Consider the following 18,085-nt stretch of genomic DNA (forward strand, 5'->3'; position numbering starts at 1 on the left):
GATTACATGAACAACTTAATAAGAAGCGCCTTTGTTGCGTGTGCCTTTTTGTCTTTAAATGTTGTGGCTTTTGTCCAAAACAATACCGTTACTGAGTTGAAAAATGAAATATCCAGCTTAAAACATAGCAGCCAAAGTAGATTTACTCACTATGAAAATACCAACGCACTTTCTGTATTCCCAGAAGATGTAAGCCGACAATTTATTTGCTCTTACAACGATGGGCAAAAGCTATATGACCTAATCAATACTTATAATCAAAAGCTAAATGATGCCTCAGATCTAGCTACACAAACTCAAATTATTAACGAATTACGTCAATTTGAGCGCGAAATCATGGAAATTTCCGCTTGGGACTTATTTCTTGCTGCAAATAGAAATATCAATGCTTCAACGGCTAACCTAGCTGGTGTTTTAAAACACGATAAAAACTATGTGCCGCAATGGGGTGCTTGGCTACATGATCACAGCAATAATGAACAACTAATTGATAAAACTACGCTACAGCTTACAAAGCAAGCAATCACTGATAGCAAATGGATATGTGAAGGTGATTGTCTTTCTAATGAGCTGGACCTTGAGTTGTTCTCAAAAGAGTCAAAAATACTGGGCGGAGGCGTCTTGGTAGATCAGGCAGGTAACCCCGTATTTTATGAAAGCCGCGCAAATGGATTATTATACCAAAATCTACAAGAGGGCGACCAATACAGCGTACCTATGTTCTTTCCTTTAGGTCAATGCACAGAGTTTATTGATATTGGCTTACAAGTAGATGGTGTAGTTGGAAAAAAGCAAAACATTGATCCCGTATTAACCGTCAAACTCGCTTGGAAAATATTGACAAATGAAGATGATGAAGACAGATATTTCACCATCAGTAATGTGTCTGTCAATATGGCGAACAAAACGCAAAAAGTGACACTGGGCATGGTGGGAATGCATGTGGCAATTAAAGAGCAACGACAAGTACAGTGGCGCTGGACGACTTTCGAACATATAGATAATCTCTACGAGCCAGAGCAAGGTAGTACCGAAACACCTAGTTTCTACAATCCCAAATGTGCTGACTGCTGTGAAAATATGCTGCCAGCCGACTCAACAAAACCGGCCCAATTAACACGAATCGAGCCGCTGCAGCCTTCGACCATATCTCTAAATGAACGAGTGCAAAAATTACTTAGAAAATATGACTCTAAATTACAATATTACAAGCTGGTCGAGACTCAATATACCAGCTTAGTCGCACCATCAATTACTAAGTTTTATTTAGAGCGCACTCCAGATGACGCAAGAAACGCGGTGTTGGAACCATTTGTTTTGCCTTCCAAGCCTTCATGTAAAAACATGAACAAATATATCGTCCCTATTCATTATCCAACAACAGGCTGTATGGGATGTCATAAATATGCGGAATATAAATCTAAAAGTGGGAAGCTGTTAAACGCTGATTTCACTTTCATTCAACCATTAAACCTAACAAAGGAAACAAAAAATGAGCAACAATAATGTCGACTTCGCTTATGCGGTTATTCACAATATTGATAATGCAACCGAAGATTTCAAAGCTAAGCCTGAAATTTTGATGGCTAAGTTTGAGCTAGAAGACGATGCTAAAGCTAAACTACGTGAAATCGGTCTAGCTTGGAGCAACGGACAGACTGAAGCTGTTGCACAGGGTTGGCAAGAGTTTGCTTCTGAGTTCATTGGCCCAGAATTAACGGCTTCTATGCGTTGGTAACAATTAGGTGGTAAGTAAAGTGTCAAATATCTCGAACAGTATCACTCTTGTTTTAGAAAGCTTAGGGTACTCATCTTCTGCAATATCCAGCGTGCTGAAAACTACTAAGAGCAGTAGACCGGAGCCAACAAGTGTATATTTAGAAACAAGACTAGATGGTTCTGAAGTTATTGACGTGACTACCTGCCACCATTTTAGCCAAAACTGGTCAGAGTCGAATCTAGACTCTGATCTTCTTGATAGCTTAAGTACACTGCCAAAGGAGTACCGCCCGACCCATATATGGCGTGAATACGATAACGCACACATGCAAATACAATGCCCTGGAATTCATTTAACACCTTACAATGACACATTGGATGCTCTATTAGCTCTGTATAAACTGCTATTCAATAACCATGAATCGCCACCATTATGTGATCTAGAACTTATTAACTCAACAGCCAAAGTAAGACATCTATCAAAGTTAGTTAGATCTGAAAAAGCACACCTTAAAATGCATGTAAAAACGACTACCGCACAACTTAATCAGATCTTATTTTCTCTTGGTTGGCCTGGTGATTATGCCCAGTTAGAAAGTGTATTAAGTAGATTAGAAGACCTAGAGCCGGCTATCTTACAGCACTGTGTATATGTTGATCTTGCATTTTTAGGAGATGAATTGAGCCCAAGATTAGGGTTATACTTATCAAACAAAGAGTACCCACAATTAAGTAATCGACAAATGTACGCGGCATTCATTGAACTTGCAGCCAAGTTCCCTCACGACGAAAATTCACATACCACATTTGTGAATTTGCTCAAAGACAAGAAAAATACTAAATTTGTTTGTGATTATAAAATAATGCTGGACAACAACCTTGAACAAAAAGCCTATTTTTGTTTTCAAAAAGACAAACAGGCAGAGGTCGCAGCGTTTGCTGATTTATTAAAGAGTGCGCTTTAATTTAACATTATTACTTGCTGGTGATTGGGAGGCGTTCGCCAAAACTACGGCTCACTCCCTTGACTAGAGTTTCTAGCACTCCACTATATAGATTAAGCTCTATGTTTGTCCAACTTATACTTAGCCCTTGTTTAAAGTTACATAAGCTTGTTCGCTTTTTATCAATTGAGTTAATTTTTACATAATAGTCAATACATATTAAGACAACTATCACATCATTTAAAATAATAATGGTCTGTCCATTAAGGGACTGTATTATTAGTCTGTATATTTTTCCTCTAAACTTAACGCTAAATTACTATCTATTAAAATTTTCTACCCTCAGACACTTAAATCAGTTCAATCTTGCTAGCTTTTGATAGGTAAGCACCTAATAAATATAAAATATTTAATACTAGTACATGGTATCATAAAAAAGAATGTACACTATTTGCTAGGAGCAACAACATGGATAAAAGAAGATTCTTAAAGGTATCAGCAGCATCTTTGGTAGCCACTACGGCTTTGCCTATTATGGCGAGTACTGATCGCGCAAAAATGCCTACTGGCTTACTTTCATTTACCTACCACGTTACTTACAACGAAGAGTTTAAAGCACTCGCGCAAGCAGACTTAGATAACGTAATGAAAATGTTTGAACTAACACCTGCACAACAACAAGTTGTCCTATCGGCAGCGAGAGAATCAAACTTGACAGACAAACTTTGGGAAGACTTTTCTGCAGAGTTAAGACCTGAAATTGATCAAGACTTAAGTTCTGTTTGGTAATAGGAGGGGGAAATATCTCCCCAATCACAATGCGCTTATCTTCATCTCAATTACACGAACGCCTAAGCAGTACACATAGCTCTTTAACCAATAGACGCTCTACAGCAATTGTCGACGAGCTATTATCTACAGCACCACAAAATACCAAAGGAATATGCTACGAATTCCGTCCCATGGAAAACTATCGCCCATGTGATGTATTACTAGCCTATGAATGCACAAATTACAGTTTGAGCGAAATAGAGTCATTTTTAGAGCTCATACCAAACAGTATTAGCCAAGGAAAAATTCTTAATTTTATATCTGAGCGCAAAAGTAACCCCTTATTCCAAAATTTGAACTTAGTTTGGTTTAGCTTTGATTGGAATTCAGACCATTTTCCAAGTATCCCTACATTTTATATCAGCACACAACATTACAAATATGATAACGATGACTTATTACACCAAGTGAGTTTAGAGCTCGTTAATAACATGGCCGAAAGTCATGTGACTCAGGCACAAAGTGTATTGGATGCTTTGAAAAGTTGTAGATTAAACCATATAGGTTTTACCTATGCTAGAGAGGCAATTAAGACTAAATTTGTTCTATCGGTGCACGTAAATGCAATTAACTCACTACTTGACACGCTCAATTGGCAAGGCGACTACACAAAGCTAAGCGCAATCTTACATATAGCTAAATCACTATCAGAAGACATTCAAATAAGTTTATCCTTTGATACCGTGCTTTCAAAAAAGATAGAAATAGAACTCCCTTGGGTTGCCAATGCTCAACAAAATTATTTAAAGAGTGAATTTATTCAGCAAGTTGCTGAAGTATGTGACACTCCAGATGGGTATCAGAACTTAACTGAGATAACCTCTTGGCTTCACCATACAAACTTAGATTGCGCCTTTTATACTAAATTTTCTCTTTTTGAGGACAGTTCGGTGAACTTTAAAGCCTATTTGCACTGCGCTCCAATTCAAATCAATAGGTTTGTATCATGATGAAGTACCTACAGGTTATATTATTAACCTGCTTTACAGCCTCAGTGCATGCAAAATATATTGAATATGATGACGCTGCTTATTACCCCTCATGGCTAATAAGCGAAGAGTGTAATATATTCAATGAATACCATTACCCTAAAAACATCACCAAGTTATTAAATTACCCATTAGACGCTTACAATAAAAATGTCTGTACACATTTAAAGCCGTTGGCAGACAATGACCCACATAAAACACAAAAAATTGACTATCTCACACATCGGTATAATCTTTTTTCATGGCTAAAGTTCATCGCTTTAAACAGGGAAATAACCGAAACTTACGAGGTCACGCAGAATAACCTTAAAACCTGTCAAAAAGAAGATTGCCCGACACCAGTGTGGTTGCATTGGCGTGATAGCGAGAGTGTGTTTTTACAAAATGGAGAGAAACCGCAGGCTTGGGACTTTACCAAAAATTTTGATATGTTAGTCCCATTGTCAAAAGTTGAGCAGGTATCTCCTCGCAATGGCAACAATGAAAAAGCAATTTTAATAGATCAGGCTAATAACCCAATATATTACCAATCAATTATCAGCCCCTATTTATTTCACTTTATTGTTAACAAAAACCTTTACAACCTTGATGGGCAAATCGATTTTGCACAGGGTAAAAAGTGGGCTTGCCACAACAACAACATCGACTGTTTGAATACCAATACAATCGGTTATTTGAGGTGCGGTACAGGTCAGTTCAAAAACTGTAATAAACAACAAGATTTAACACAGTATACGCCATTGAAGTCTCCTGGTTTAGCTGTTGAAATTAAAGTCGCATGGAAAATCCTAACATCCGACGATGACAAATCGCGTTATATCCACACTCAATTACCGGTAGCAAAAATGCCTATTGGGTCTAAGAGAAATGTTGAAACCACTGAGCTACTCAATGTGGGTGTAGTGGGTTTTCATATCAACCAAAAAACTGCAAGCTCAGGTAATTGGGTTTACTCTACATTCTCACATAAAGATAACGTATGGGGACAAACACCGTCGTTTTATGATAGGTACTGTCCGACTTGCCCCATTAATACTGCAACAAGTGGCGCAACAAAAACCCAAGTTGTCCGCTTGGAAAAAATAGATCCAATTACAGAGGCCGTTAACCAGTTTGTACAACACCAATTGGCACAAGAAAACTCTGTCTTACAAAACTATAAGCTCATTGGCACCCAATTTACCACAGACAGCAGCGAACCATTGACGGATAAAAACCAAAATTACCAGCAAACCTCTCGTGCGAAGCTAACCAACTTTGCTGGAGGCTCGCCACACCCTCTGTTTTTAACAAATGAAACCATAGAGACGTTTTTACAGCAGGGTAACACCTTCAACACTTCGACCAAAAAGCTCACCTACAAGAGTTCTTCTTGCATGAACTGTCATGCCAACGCGGGGATTGCAATTGAATGCAACCAAAAAACTGGGAAACCGAAATTCGCAAAATATACCGGGGACTTTATGTTTATCTTTAGCGAAGCTAAATGGCAAAATAAAGATAAATATTGTGAGCCTGACACCCAAACGGATTAGTCCCTCTTTGTAGATATTGGAGGTTTTGACTTGTAGTTATGTAAACTTAAGTCAAACCTCGTCGCAACTTGACCAGATGCTATAGCCCCTGAGTATTCCTAATAACGAAACACAATTAGAAAGTGCCTCATATACAATGGAAGACTTAAAAAACCGTTGTGAGTAGTTATTAACTAATTCATTAAGCCAATTGATACCATCGCAAAATAGCTAAAACCAATAATTTCAACCTGTTATATATAGAAACACCATCCTACGGAAAATATAAAGTTGAGGATATAAACATGAAATTCAAACACATAGCGTTTTGCCTTTCTACTCTGCTGGCCAGCCATATGGCTATTTCACACGAAGAAGCAACCATCTCTGAAAGTAACAAGCTGGGCCTTATGCAGTTGCTTTACAACCAGTCAGCGATTCCAGAATTAAGAAAGTCTACAAATGAGTTGTACAGTAAGCTAAGTACTGATGAAGACGTGGCAAATCACTTGCTTGTTGACTATTACATGCCTTACTCACAGTATTCAATACATAATCAAACGGTAGGATTCGATGAAAACTACGGAAAATTTCTAGTAAAAATCAGTGGCGATAAAGACGCTGAGCATTACGTAGGTGAACACCTAGGTAAGATGGCTTATTCTGTAGCATTGTCGTCAAAAACAACTTCAAGTGCGATAAACAATATGGAAATTGTTGATTATGGACCTGATCTAGATAACGAACAAAGGAAAGCTCTCGTATTTACACTGTGGGAATTATCATTTAACGAAAAGTTGCGTACTGAGTTGCAAGAAGCTGAAGGCACCTCAAATAAAGCCTCTTTGCTATCGGCGATAAAAGTGAATGGTTACTCTTTAGATCCAGACTCTTCATCTTGGATAGCACAACAATTACATACAGGCTCTCAGAGCCAACTAGAAAACTTTCTAGGTTATAATCTCTATGCTGCGACTTGGTAGTTTCATACTGTTATTAACAATAGGTATTAGCTGCTCAGCAGCTAATACCTTACCAAACCATCAGTTGCCCACTATTGATTGCAAAGGTTATGCTACGATCACTAAGGAACCTAGCCCTTGCTTTCCTGCTGCCATAGGCGGAGGTCAAGTAGGCAATGATCAAGGTTTCCTAACATATTCACTAAAGCAATTTTATGCTATCAATTGGCCAACTAAAGAAAGTAAAATAGTTACCGCGCCTAATTACTCTAGCAAAAACTATCAACCTTTTTGGTTCAATTGGCCGAGCTATGACGCAAACAATGGTAATTTTTACCTGCCGTCCAATAAGAAACAAATTCAAAAGATTATCAATGAGCGATGCATTCGCGCTGACCTACCATCTCAATTTCATAAGCTAGACGACAAAGCGCCACTGCTAATTGTATCACCTGCTAAAAACCCTCAAGGTGAAGCCCTCTATGATAGTCAAAACAAACCCGTTTATTATAAGACTCATTTAAATTCAGCTGCGAACCACTCTTTTTCGCAGTCATCAATAAATACTCCTCTGAAGCTGCCAGCAGGCTCAGATAATGGTTCTTTACAAAAACGCGGAGCCATCATACTAAAGTCAGCGTGGAAATTGGTAGATGAAAAAGACCCTCATAATTACATAACTACACCTGCTTTAATTATTTCTGAACAATCAGAACACAAGTGTAATGTGGAAGAGTTAGCACTTATTGGCCTTCACGTCGCGAGCAAAATGGCTCCATTAAGGTATAGCGAACACTTTTATCAATATACAACCCCTAACAAGCGCTCATTTTTAAACGCATCATCTTGGTCTTGGGCAACGTATGAACACAAGTTTAATGCACCAACAATAAATAACTTAGCAGACTTGGACTCAAGTAAACGTAACTATTGGTCGCTCTTTAATGCAAAAAACGTGAACTTCAGCACGGCAGAAAAAACGTGCTTTGGTAGTGATGGAAACTTCGACCTGAGCTTAAAAGCGCAAGCTAAATGCATATTAAATAAGCCTTTATCATCTGGCACCGCGATAACCAGACTAAAGCAGCAAAATCGCGCAATAAAAATGGAAGACGTGTCATTAGAGTCTTGTAAAAAATGTGTTGAGCTAGACCAGAATGGTAATTATGTTAAGCAATGTGATTACCTAGACAATACGGCGTGTAAGCCAGTATTTGACGCTAAAAATAGTTCGTATAAACACCTTAAGATACTAAGCAACTACATTTTAGGCGACGTACAATGGGTCGACTCTAGAGGCGTGCCAAGACCTATTGTCACCAAACAGGGGGAAGCATTATTGAGAAACACAGCGTTGGAGCCATTCACACTAGATTCTAATTGTGTTTCATGCCACGTGAATGCACAAATCGGTGACTTTATGTTTACTTTAATGGTCCGTTAAATCCTTTACAGCACGTTTGTGACGTTTTACAACTGGTTTTTCTCATTTTCAAAGATATACAGTGGTTAAATTGCCAAACATGTCAATAAATCCAGTAGGGCTATTTTTAATAGTCCTACAAAACACCTCCGGATATAACGGTGAATATTTAATAGTACAATTTTTCTAAACCAATTATGGTGCCACTACCACGATAGGCTTTATTCTTTTTATACCTGAAGCTAATCAGCAATCATGTGCGAAGGTAAACGCCAAAGCAGTTTTTACTCCTATATTTTATCTTACGCTCACATCCATCAAACCACAAGTGCTTATCACCCTTACAGACATATGCAGTAACTAAGCGTTTCGATGTAGACAATTTAAAATTACACTATAAAATATAAATTAGCATACCAACTTAATTTATATTGACTTTTAAACAACAAAAACCCTAACATTCACACAGAAAGAAAACCCCAGATTAAATGTTAACTTTTAACTCACCATTAAATTAAAAAACCATCAATAAAAAAATCAAAATTAATAATTTCATACCTTTTATTGATAAAATAAAACTATTATTGCAATTTACACCACAACCATAATGCAACACATCATTACCATTGAAAATAAACAAACAATGAAAAGCAAACTAACACACCATAAATACATAAAAAATATATCTACTGCATTTTCAATGCATAAAGATTAAAAGCTAAGCTAAAAAACATTAAATAAAAATTATCTATAGTGAGGAATTAATGATTTATAGCATGCTTATATATTTTGCATCGGCGGTAAGTTCATCACAGAATGTTGATTATAACTATCTAAACCAGCTTCCATCACAATGTGACACCTATGCTCAACTAGCTAACCAAGGGTATAACATGCTCCCTTGTTTTTCTGCAACCCTTGGTAGAAATAGGACAAACCAGTCTGTCATTCGCGATGCTTACAGGCAATTTCATGCTTTAAACTGGGATGTACTCAGCAATCAAGCTGGTGTTGTTGATTACAGTTCAAATTATCTATTGAAAAGAGACACCTTTCCCGTGTGGCAATCATGGCCAAATTTGAACTCGTTCTCTAAGATAACTGATGATTCTTGGCAAGGCTCTAAGACAGCGATACCTAAAAAGTGCCTCGATTTTATATCAGAAAGAGAACTAACCCTATTTGAAAAAAACAACCAAAGCATAACAAATATAAATAACCCTTTATTACTGGAAACAACTTTTAATCCACAAGGGCAAATTTTAATAGACAACAATAATAATCCAGTTTACTACTCTATCCATTTAAATAAAGTTGCATTTGACTACTTAAAGAACAACGAAAAAACATCGCCAAAAATTTTTCCTGTCGCTGATGATTACACTAATAAAAGAGGCGCAATTTTTATTAAAGCAGCATGGTTAATTGATGACTATTCCAGTACTCAAAACTACCATCAAGCGGCGGCTTTTATCGTTGAGAAAAAACATCAAACAGTCACGAATTGTAAGCTAGAGATTGTCGGTTTGTCAGCTTTACACATTGTTAATAAAAACAACCCAACACCACTTGCTTTTATGCCAGAAGATACGAGCCATACATTAAATATGTGGAGCTGGGCTACATATATTCACTCTGATGTAGTTCCGACTATACCACAAGACTCGAATTCAGATATTAAACTCAACTCGAATTACCCGCTTTTTAATGCAAGCTATAAAGCAATTAAAGAAAACTGTTATGACAAACAAGGGAATTTAAATACCAACCTACCGAGTTGTAAAATTAATAAACCAACTTGCTATACAAATACGACAAGTTGTGAACCTAGTACCATTTTAGGCCTACTTTCAAACGAAGATAAAGATATCTTAGCAATTTACAACTCAAAAACGGCCGAATTATTGAGCAACTCAGTATGGGGAAACTACCGTATTTTAAATAGTCAATGGTCAGATATGGGGGTTATAAAACCAAAGTACTTAGCCAACCCTATTTTAGAGCCATTCGAAGGGCTAAATTCAAGCTGCAGCGGATGTCATTCCGATGCAAATACAGTGAAATTTAATGATTTTATATTTTCAACAAACCTAAAACTCAACTAGGACAAGGAACTTAACATGAATAAAACTTTATTGATTTCCAGTTTATTACTGGCATCTTCTACAGCCTCTTTTGAAGCATTTAGCTCCCCCTCTTACCAACAGGGTGACAAAGGTGCAATTTCACAGTTAACGAGTCAGCAACTGTATAAATACAAAGACAGTCTATGTGCACTTCAAATCGTCAACACTATGGTACTTGATGGTGACTTACAATCCGTAACAAGTACTATGTATCCGCTTCTCAACAGTACAGCCGAACATTCTCAGTTACAAAAAGAAAAGCTGAAAAACTTATACTACGTCCCTTACTCTGAAGTAAGTGCTCAGAAAGGTACATCAATTCACTATTTGATCGAAAAAGCTTACGGGCCCATTACTAAACTTACGAACGTTTACCTAAGCAACTCTATGGCAGATCAGCTTGTCGCTCAAACAGCCAGCTATGATGCTCAAGCTAAACTCACTTTAACGCTAGGTAACGCAGCTGTCAGAACAGCCCTTACACCTGATCACGGAATTGCATATGAGGATGAAACCAAACTTCACAATTTTTCAGGTGACAACAGCTTTATATTAAACTCCCAAGAGCAAAAGAACCTAGCATTACTGATGTTCTCTATCGCAAACAATAAAACGCATTATGATAGGTTTCAAGCGCTTCTGAAAGACAAAGATATCGAAGAAATTAGTAATAACTTAACCGCGATTACGCTTCCAAATCAGCAATCAATCTCTAAATCAGCAGCTGACAAATTAGCATCTTTAACTGTGAAACAAGACCATACAGAGCTAGTGTCATTTATAGGCACAAATATTTATAAACCTTCTTGGTAAAGCCATAGTTTAACAACCAGAAAGAAATTCTATAGACAAATAAGAGCCTGCGCGACACATTTGCAGCTAAGGCTCTTTCATTTTTGAGAGAAAACGCAGCAAAAGCGTATTTTTTCTCAGCTTGTTACCCAACAAAAAACAAAACCTAACCTATATAAACTACGAAATTGACGAGTATTGCTAATAAAGCAAATTTTTAGTTTATTCTTTAACACCTTCCATTTGTATAAATTTCTATGCCAAAATAGCCCTAACAAAGCATAAAAGGATTATGTATGAACAAAATATTTGGCCTCGTGACCACGGTTTGCTTATTAAGCTCAACGCAATTTGTACAAGCTCAGGAGCAAGACTACTCTGTGTCTGCATTCGGTGGATACTCAACTAACCACGATTTGACAACGAGTAAAGAATATAAGATTGATTTAGAGGACAACAGTCATTTCGGTGTGTCTGTCGACAAATTGGTAAACAACACACGGTATGGACTCTTCTATAGCTTTAATGAAACCGAATTGGCAGGTAATGACATCGCGAAAGTAGACATGGAGTACCTACTCTTTCAAAGTGCTATTGAGATTCCTATCAATGATGACATTTCCAGTTATGTAGGTGCTCAAATAGGTGTTAACCGTATAACACCTAACTTTGCAGAAGCCGATGACTTTTTTGCTTCTGGTTTATTCACGGGGTTAGATTATCACATTGGCGCAGGGTTCCACGCATTCACCGAATTACGTTGGATGGCCACCATCGTGAAAAACTCGTCATCTGTTGTATGCGATGATGACCCTCAAACGACTGACAACTGTATCTGGCATTTTGATGGTGACGTACTAAATCAATTCCAGCTAAGCGCAGGGTTAAACTATCGCTTTTAACCCGCTTAGGCTGCGTTTTAGCTCATCAATGAAAAGCTTGGTTTTATATGGCGTGAAGCGCGTATTGGGATAATAAGCCCAAAGCTGCTTCACTTCAGACTTTAGATTCGGTAATACAGGAATTAACACTCCCTGCTTGAGTTCTCGGGCAACATACTGAGGTGAAATAAAAATCAATCCCATACCTTGAATAGCGGCTTTCATCAAAGCATCCAAATGGTCAGAAACAAAATTATAATGGCTAAAGTCAAACAAGGTGCCATCCTCTAAGATGATCCCCCCTTTCTTTTGATAATAATTACTCAATAGCATTTTATGAGAGGCGAGATCTTCAATAGAGTTAATTTGCGCACATTGAGACAGGTAACTCGGCGCGCCAAATAACGTCATTTGATAGTCGGCGAGGCGAATGCCTTTGTGTGCCATTGAGTCAAACTCCTCATAGTAACTCGTGATCACAAGGTCATGTTCGAGATCTGGCGGTGCGCCTGGCGTCAATATATTTAAATGAATGGTTAAATCTTTATACTTGTGTAAAAACGACTCAATGATTGGCATCAACAAACTACTACCAATCGCTTGAGTGGCCGCTATTTTTAAAGTGCCCTGAGGCTCAAGTTCACTCCCTTGCGCTTGTTCAAGCATGTCATCAAACTGACCAACCCAATTTCTTGCGTATGATAAAAAGCGTACTCCATTTTCATTTAAGCTCACTCTTCGAGTTGTACGCACGAATAAAGTTTGACCTAACTGCTTTTCTAGCCAGTCAATGCGCTTACTCATCGCAGACGCTGATACCCCAATGACATCTGCCGCTTTAGTAAAACTGCCCATGTCAGACAGCACAACAAAACTTCGCACAGCACTCAGCCAATCCATATTAATTCCTACTAAGAAAAAGTCTTTTAATTATTACCTTATTTTTAGGACATTAAAAGCAGGATATAGTGCACATGATTGCCTTACCCGGAAGAACTCTTATTGTGAATCGATATATCGCATTGGCCGCTTTTTTATTATCTTGCTCTCAGCTTGCCAGCCAGATATTTATGCCTGTTTTACCGGATATCACTCAATACTTATCCCTGACAGAGGGGGCCAGCCAAGCGATTATTATTAGCTTTTTCCTTTCGTTGGGCGCTGCACAATTAGTCGCTGGACCGCTATGTGATAAGTTTGGTAGCAGACCTATTTTTATCGGTGGGCAAATTATTTTGATCATCGGTACATTGCTCTGTGCGTTAGCCCCAGATGCTGAAGTATTTTTAATCGGCCGTATACTACAAGGCATAGGCAGTGCATCGCCAGTATTAGTTAGCCGCGCGATTCTCTACGCAACTTTCAATGGCAATAAACTCAATAGCTCGATGGGCAACTTAGCGATTTCAGCAAGTGTGGTGGCGCTCATTACGCCATTGTTTGCCGGTACGCTGGCTGAGATGTTTTCATGGCAAGGCATGTCTTATGCGCTGATTGCATACTATGGCTTCGTGATGATGTTTGGGCTGGTCGTATTCCCATCGCAACAATCGACCAATATGTCATTGCGCCCTTCAGCGCTCGTTAAACAGTATCAAGATATTTTGACAAGTCGCTATTTTGTTTCGATGGCAATCATAAAGTGGGCTCCAACATTCCTATATTTAACGATTCAGCTCTATTTTCCTTTTTTGTTACGCAATCAATTTAGTTTTACCACCGAGCAAATCGGTCAAGCAATGACTGTTTGCATGGGGGGGTTACTGATTGGCTCTTCCCTCGCAAAGTTGATGCAAAAACACGTTAGCCACCTCAAGGTGGTCGCTTATCTTTGGCCAGCCCTGCCATTGAGTGCGCTGACTTTCTTATTACTTCACGATTCTGTATATGCCGTGATATTGGCCTACTGCGCGATATTGTTTATTTTTGGTGGATACTTCCCAAGCTATATGTATTACGTTGGCCATTTTCACAAATCGCGTTCCAGTACAGCTAATGCGCTCGTTGGTGCGACGGAGTTATTGATATTTTCTGTCGTCGCTTGGCTTGCAAATCAATTTTTGATCAGTGGACCAGATTCAATATCGCTCATAATTTTATTCACTTCTATCATTATACTATTCGCAGTGAAGAACCTGTCTCATGTCCATAAAAACCATGACCATATTCAAGGAAAACAGAATGCAATTCGAGACCCAAAGACTCATAATCAGGCCACTAAATAAGCGAGATTTAAAGGCGGTTTACCATTCCCGTAAAGACGTAGAAACCTCAAAATTTATAGGCCGGCCCGCCACGTTGGCCGATGTAAAAAAACGCATTGAAGAGGCCGAGCTGCCCTGGAGAAAAGTTGAGGGTCAAAAAATGCTAATGGCCATAGAACATAGAGTGTCTGGTGAATTTATTGGTGAGATGCTCTTCAAATTTACCCATGTAGATCATCACATCGGTGAAATTGGCTATCGACTCAGCCCAAACCAGCAAAAGAAGGGATATGCTTTTGAGGCCACTCATGCTTTTGTCTCTCACCTTTTTAAGCATTTTAACTTAAATAAAATAACGGCGATATGTGCCACTGAAAATAAACCATCTTGGCAGTTAATGGAAAAGCTGGGGATGCAAAAAGAGGGGCACTTACGTGAGCATATGCAGCTCGATTCAGGCTATTGTGACAGTTATCTGTATTCAATTTTAAAAAGAGAGCATGTAACAACTTAGCCCCCAATACAAGTGCCGCTCATACCACCGAGATATTATTTCCATAAATAAGATAATCAACTCCTGAATTTATTAATTTAGCTAACTAACGAAGATTAAATTCAACAACTATACTCATTCAAAGCATTGATGTAGGAGTGAGTTATGAGAATGCGCCAAAAACTCATCGTAAGCTTTGTACTTACTGTGATTATACCGATACTAGCAATATCAATTATGAGTATTACGCGCACCAAACAAGAGTCCCTAACTCGATTTACCGCTTCATCTGACAGTGAAATACGGCAAGTTGAAAATACCTTTGTGTTGTTTTTCGAACAAATGAAAAACAATGCGCGTTTTTTAGCTCAGAGCCAATCAGTAACAAACGTCGGTGACGATACAACCACCTATTTTGGCGCAGAAAAAATGATGACGCCAGAATCTTCTGGCAGAAACGAAGCCGCGATTTTTGAGCTTTTTAAGAGTTTTGGCGTGACACACCCTGAGTTACTGTTTGTTTATTTAGGCACAGCGCAAGGTGGCTTTATACAATATCCCGCAGAGCCACTCGGCGGCTACGACCCACGCAAACGACCTTGGTATCAAGAAGTCACTAAATCCTCTGATGACGTCATCATCACGGATCCTTATCAGGGCGTCACAGGCCAAGCTATGGTGTCCATTGCCACGGCAATTAAACGTAATGGCACGTTAGTCGGCGTGCAATCTCTTGACGTCACACTCGCCACCTTGACCGACATAGTCAGCAGCATTCAATTGGGAGAAACAGGTTATTTGATGCTGTTAGATGGCAATGGCACCATTTTAGCCGACCCCAAAAACCCAGATAGCAACTTTAAAAATATCGCAGAGTTAACTTCTGCAAAATACCAAGCAATTAAAAGTGGTCCTAAAGATGCGCTCATCGAAATCAATGATAATAACTCAAAATTAATGGCAAAACTGTATCACTCGCAAACCTTAAATTGGACCTTTATTGCTTTAATGAATGAGGAAGAAATTTTAACTTCCGCCTATGCCATGTCGTATAACATCAGTGTTATTGCTGTCATCATGCTAGTGCTATTTATCGTGATTGCCATTGTACTAGCCAATAAAATTGTCTATCCCATCGAAATGGTATCCGAGGGCTTAAAAGAAATCGCGCAGGGAGAAGGCAACTTGTCAAAACGGTTACAGATCATTGGTAACGATGAGATCAGTGAACTGGCTTCTTGGTTTAATCAATTTTTAAACTCTATCAATGCACTAGTTATCGATATTAAAAGCAATGCCAGCAATTTGAACGAGCAAGCTCAGCAATCTCATGGCAGTATCGATGAAATTCGCGGTCAATGTCATCACCAAGCAAGCACATCACAACAAACCGCAGAACACACCCATGCCATGGAAAATATGGCGATGACGGTCAACGACAATTGCACCCAAGCATTGAGCGAAATATCAAATACCGACTCACATGCACAACAAGGTAATGCGCTTATCCAAAGTACTGTGCAACAAGTGGCCACACTAAACGACTCACTGGATAGTTCTGCAAAGGCCATGAGCGAACTCGAAGCTCAAAGTAATAATATTACCAATATACTTGAGGTGATCAGAACCATCGCGGAACAAACAAATTTGCTGGCACTCAATGCGGCTATTGAAGCTGCCCGAGCAGGTGAACAAGGTCGAGGCTTTGCTGTTGTGGCTGACGAAGTACGGACACTCGCGCAGCGCTCACATGATGCAACTAAAGACATCGAAAAAGTACTCACAAAACTCACCGACCAAACTCGCTCAGTATCTAAGCACATGACGTTAAGTGTCGAGGAGTCTAAATCAGCCATTGAACAATCAGAACAAGCTCATCAAGCATTTGAAGAAATTGCCGATTCGATTTCACGGGTAAAGCCCATTATCGCAAATATTTCCGAGCAAGCAGAGCAGCAAGGTGCCTATGCAAGTGACAGTCGCACACAAATTGAAGGCGTGAACCAATCAATCAAGCACGTTAGTCAATCTGCCGACACCTTATATGATGGTGCAAAACAGTTAGTGATATTTGCCAACAATCTCAATGAACTTGTTGGCAGATTTAACACTGACTAGCTGGTATTGATAAGCTCTAGCGGGCACTTTGTTGCTCAGCCATACCTTGCAAAAACTCTAAACTTGCACGCTCTTTCGCATTTGGCGAGTAAGGGTCCCTAGATAACTCCGAAAGGTCTATATCTACGAGAGGGAGCTCAGAGAGCGTACTTTCTCCAAATCGAGTTCGTTCTCCTGGGATTGAAGACATGCGTTCAACAATGAAGGTCATCAGTCTTAAATCTGAACTCGAGGTAGGTAGCACCGTTTGGTGGGCTTTTAGTGTTATTTCTTGTTGGCCGAAAGACAACTTGGCCTTAGCGATTAAATGCGCCAAAGGCTGCGCACCATCATATAGGTTTGCTCTCACCCGATATACCCCAGCATCTTTAACGTCCAAAGCTAAAGTGATTTGTAAATCACTGCCATTGACCTCGGCATGCTTTAAGCCGGTGAGTTTTGCACTGGGCTGTTCATACTTAGCTTGTGCCACAATGGTAATAGGATCGCCTGCGACATCCGCCTCAACTTTTAATTGCAGGTCGCCATAAAACTCTTCTCTACCTGACACTTCGATATACGCGCTGGAATCTGCCACACGCAAAGGTTTTTCGAGTATCACTTTGCTATCATCTACCAAACTAATCACAACTTTTGCTCGCGAAATCTGCTCGCCTGATAAAGTGAGTTGGATCGGCTCTGGATGAATGAAACGGTACTTATTCAACGCTAATGAAATGGTGCCGCTCATATCTGAAGTCGGTACAGTCACAGGCACAAACCGATTGGGCTCTAACCGGTCAGTATCATTGCGAGTTAAAGGCTGAGAATATGGTGCATAACGTAAAGTTTCACGGTAATTATTGGCAATGACTTTAGCTGCTTTTTGCGTGCTAGTGAGCTGAAATGGTGACATATCCACTGCACGTGGTGCTGGTTTTGATTGAGGTTCACTAGAAACTTCAGCATCTTTTTGTTCAATAACCTGCGGAGTCTCTTTTTCTGTTGCTACCACAGGTTGTTGTTGGGGTTCACTGGACGACAATAATCGCCAAATAATAAGTGCCGTTAAGGCACTTATTATGATTATAACCACTTTTTTCATCGTAG

16 protein-coding genes are annotated in these 18,085 nt (G+C 39.1%); 14 read left to right on the forward strand and 2 right to left on the reverse strand.

Annotated features, from left to right (window positions below; all coding sequences use genetic code 11):
• Positions 1 to 6 precede the first annotated feature (6 nt).
• The 11 genes from N473_RS19985 (at position 7) to N473_RS20035 (ending at position 12,202) form a co-directional block, all read left to right on the forward strand.
• A complete protein-coding gene (locus N473_RS19985; RefSeq protein ID WP_063369450.1) occupies positions 7 to 1,506 on the forward strand; it encodes a hypothetical protein in 1,500 nt (499 codons plus the stop codon).
• Positions 1,493 to 1,738 carry a hypothetical protein gene (locus N473_RS19990; protein ID WP_063369451.1) on the forward strand — a complete coding sequence of 82 codons (246 nt, stop codon included), beginning with the start codon at positions 1,493 to 1,495 and terminating at the stop codon, positions 1,736 to 1,738. The genes N473_RS19985 and N473_RS19990 overlap by 14 nt, the downstream gene beginning before the upstream one ends.
• 19 nt (positions 1,739 to 1,757) lie before the next feature.
• Entirely contained in the window at positions 1,758 to 2,684 is a 927-nt protein-coding gene (locus N473_RS19995) for a hypothetical protein (RefSeq protein WP_063369452.1), read from the forward strand.
• A 447-nt stretch (positions 2,685 to 3,131) separates the two neighbouring features.
• On the forward strand, positions 3,132 to 3,452 hold the full coding sequence (locus N473_RS20000) for a hypothetical protein (RefSeq protein ID WP_039610811.1): 321 nt from the start codon (positions 3,132 to 3,134) through the stop codon (positions 3,450 to 3,452).
• Between the two features lie 29 nt (positions 3,453 to 3,481).
• Positions 3,482 to 4,444, forward strand: coding sequence for a hypothetical protein (locus tag N473_RS20005; protein ID WP_063369453.1), 963 nt, complete (start codon positions 3,482 to 3,484; stop codon positions 4,442 to 4,444).
• Positions 4,441 to 6,018, forward strand: a complete 1,578-nt coding sequence (locus tag N473_RS20010) for a hypothetical protein (RefSeq protein WP_063369454.1) — start codon at positions 4,441 to 4,443, stop codon at positions 6,016 to 6,018. The genes N473_RS20005 and N473_RS20010 overlap by 4 nt, the downstream gene beginning before the upstream one ends.
• 284 nt (positions 6,019 to 6,302) lie before the next feature.
• Positions 6,303 to 6,980 (forward strand): hypothetical protein, encoded by a 678-nt coding sequence (locus tag N473_RS20015; protein WP_063369455.1) that lies wholly within the window; start codon positions 6,303 to 6,305, stop codon positions 6,978 to 6,980.
• Positions 6,964 to 8,403: a hypothetical protein gene (locus N473_RS20020; RefSeq protein WP_063369456.1), complete on the forward strand. Its 1,440-nt coding sequence runs from the start codon at positions 6,964 to 6,966 to the stop codon at positions 8,401 to 8,403. Before N473_RS20015 ends, N473_RS20020 begins: the two co-directional genes overlap by 17 nt.
• Positions 8,404 to 9,440: 1,037 nt before the next feature.
• Entirely contained in the window at positions 9,441 to 10,487 is a 1,047-nt protein-coding gene (locus N473_RS20025) for a hypothetical protein (RefSeq protein ID WP_155735678.1), read from the forward strand.
• Positions 10,488 to 10,502: 15 nt separating this feature from the next.
• The gene (locus tag N473_RS20030; protein ID WP_063369458.1) at positions 10,503 to 11,321 is read left to right on the forward strand and encodes a hypothetical protein; all 819 of its coding nucleotides are present in this window, start codon (positions 10,503 to 10,505) and stop codon (positions 11,319 to 11,321) included.
• 275 nt (positions 11,322 to 11,596) lie between these two features.
• Positions 11,597 to 12,202 (forward strand): outer membrane beta-barrel protein, encoded by a 606-nt coding sequence (locus N473_RS20035; RefSeq protein WP_063369459.1) that lies wholly within the window; start codon positions 11,597 to 11,599, stop codon positions 12,200 to 12,202.
• Here the strand turns inward: N473_RS20035 and N473_RS20040 are convergent.
• On the reverse strand, positions 12,185 to 13,081 hold the full coding sequence (locus N473_RS20040) for a LysR family transcriptional regulator (protein WP_039610803.1): 897 nt from the start codon (positions 13,079 to 13,081) through the stop codon (positions 12,185 to 12,187). The genes N473_RS20035 and N473_RS20040 overlap by 18 nt on opposite strands.
• A gap of 74 nt (positions 13,082 to 13,155) precedes the next feature.
• Here N473_RS20040 and N473_RS20045 point away from each other — a divergent pair, with 74 nt between their 5' ends.
• The 3 genes from N473_RS20045 to N473_RS20055 all read left to right on the forward strand — a co-directional run bounded on the left by N473_RS20045 (position 13,156) and on the right by N473_RS20055 (position 16,996).
• Positions 13,156 to 14,406 (forward strand): MFS transporter, encoded by a 1,251-nt coding sequence (locus N473_RS20045; protein ID WP_063369460.1) that lies wholly within the window; start codon positions 13,156 to 13,158, stop codon positions 14,404 to 14,406.
• Complete coding sequence (locus tag N473_RS20050; RefSeq protein WP_063369461.1) at positions 14,363 to 14,899, forward strand: GNAT family N-acetyltransferase; 537 nt, start codon at positions 14,363 to 14,365, stop codon at positions 14,897 to 14,899. The genes N473_RS20045 and N473_RS20050 overlap by 44 nt, the downstream gene beginning before the upstream one ends.
• Before the next feature lie 144 nt (positions 14,900 to 15,043).
• Positions 15,044 to 16,996, forward strand: a complete 1,953-nt coding sequence (locus N473_RS20055; RefSeq protein ID WP_063369462.1) for a methyl-accepting chemotaxis protein — start codon at positions 15,044 to 15,046, stop codon at positions 16,994 to 16,996.
• Positions 16,997 to 17,012: 16 nt separating this feature from the next.
• Here the strand turns inward: N473_RS20055 and N473_RS20060 are convergent, their stop codons facing one another.
• Positions 17,013 to 18,080 (reverse strand): hypothetical protein, encoded by a 1,068-nt coding sequence (locus N473_RS20060; protein ID WP_063369463.1) that lies wholly within the window; start codon positions 18,078 to 18,080, stop codon positions 17,013 to 17,015.
• Positions 18,081 to 18,085 lie beyond the last annotated feature (5 nt).

Origin of the sequence: Pseudoalteromonas luteoviolacea CPMOR-1 (assembly GCF_001625685.1) — a bacterium.
GTDB lineage: Bacteria > Pseudomonadota > Gammaproteobacteria > Enterobacterales > Alteromonadaceae > Pseudoalteromonas > Pseudoalteromonas luteoviolacea_K.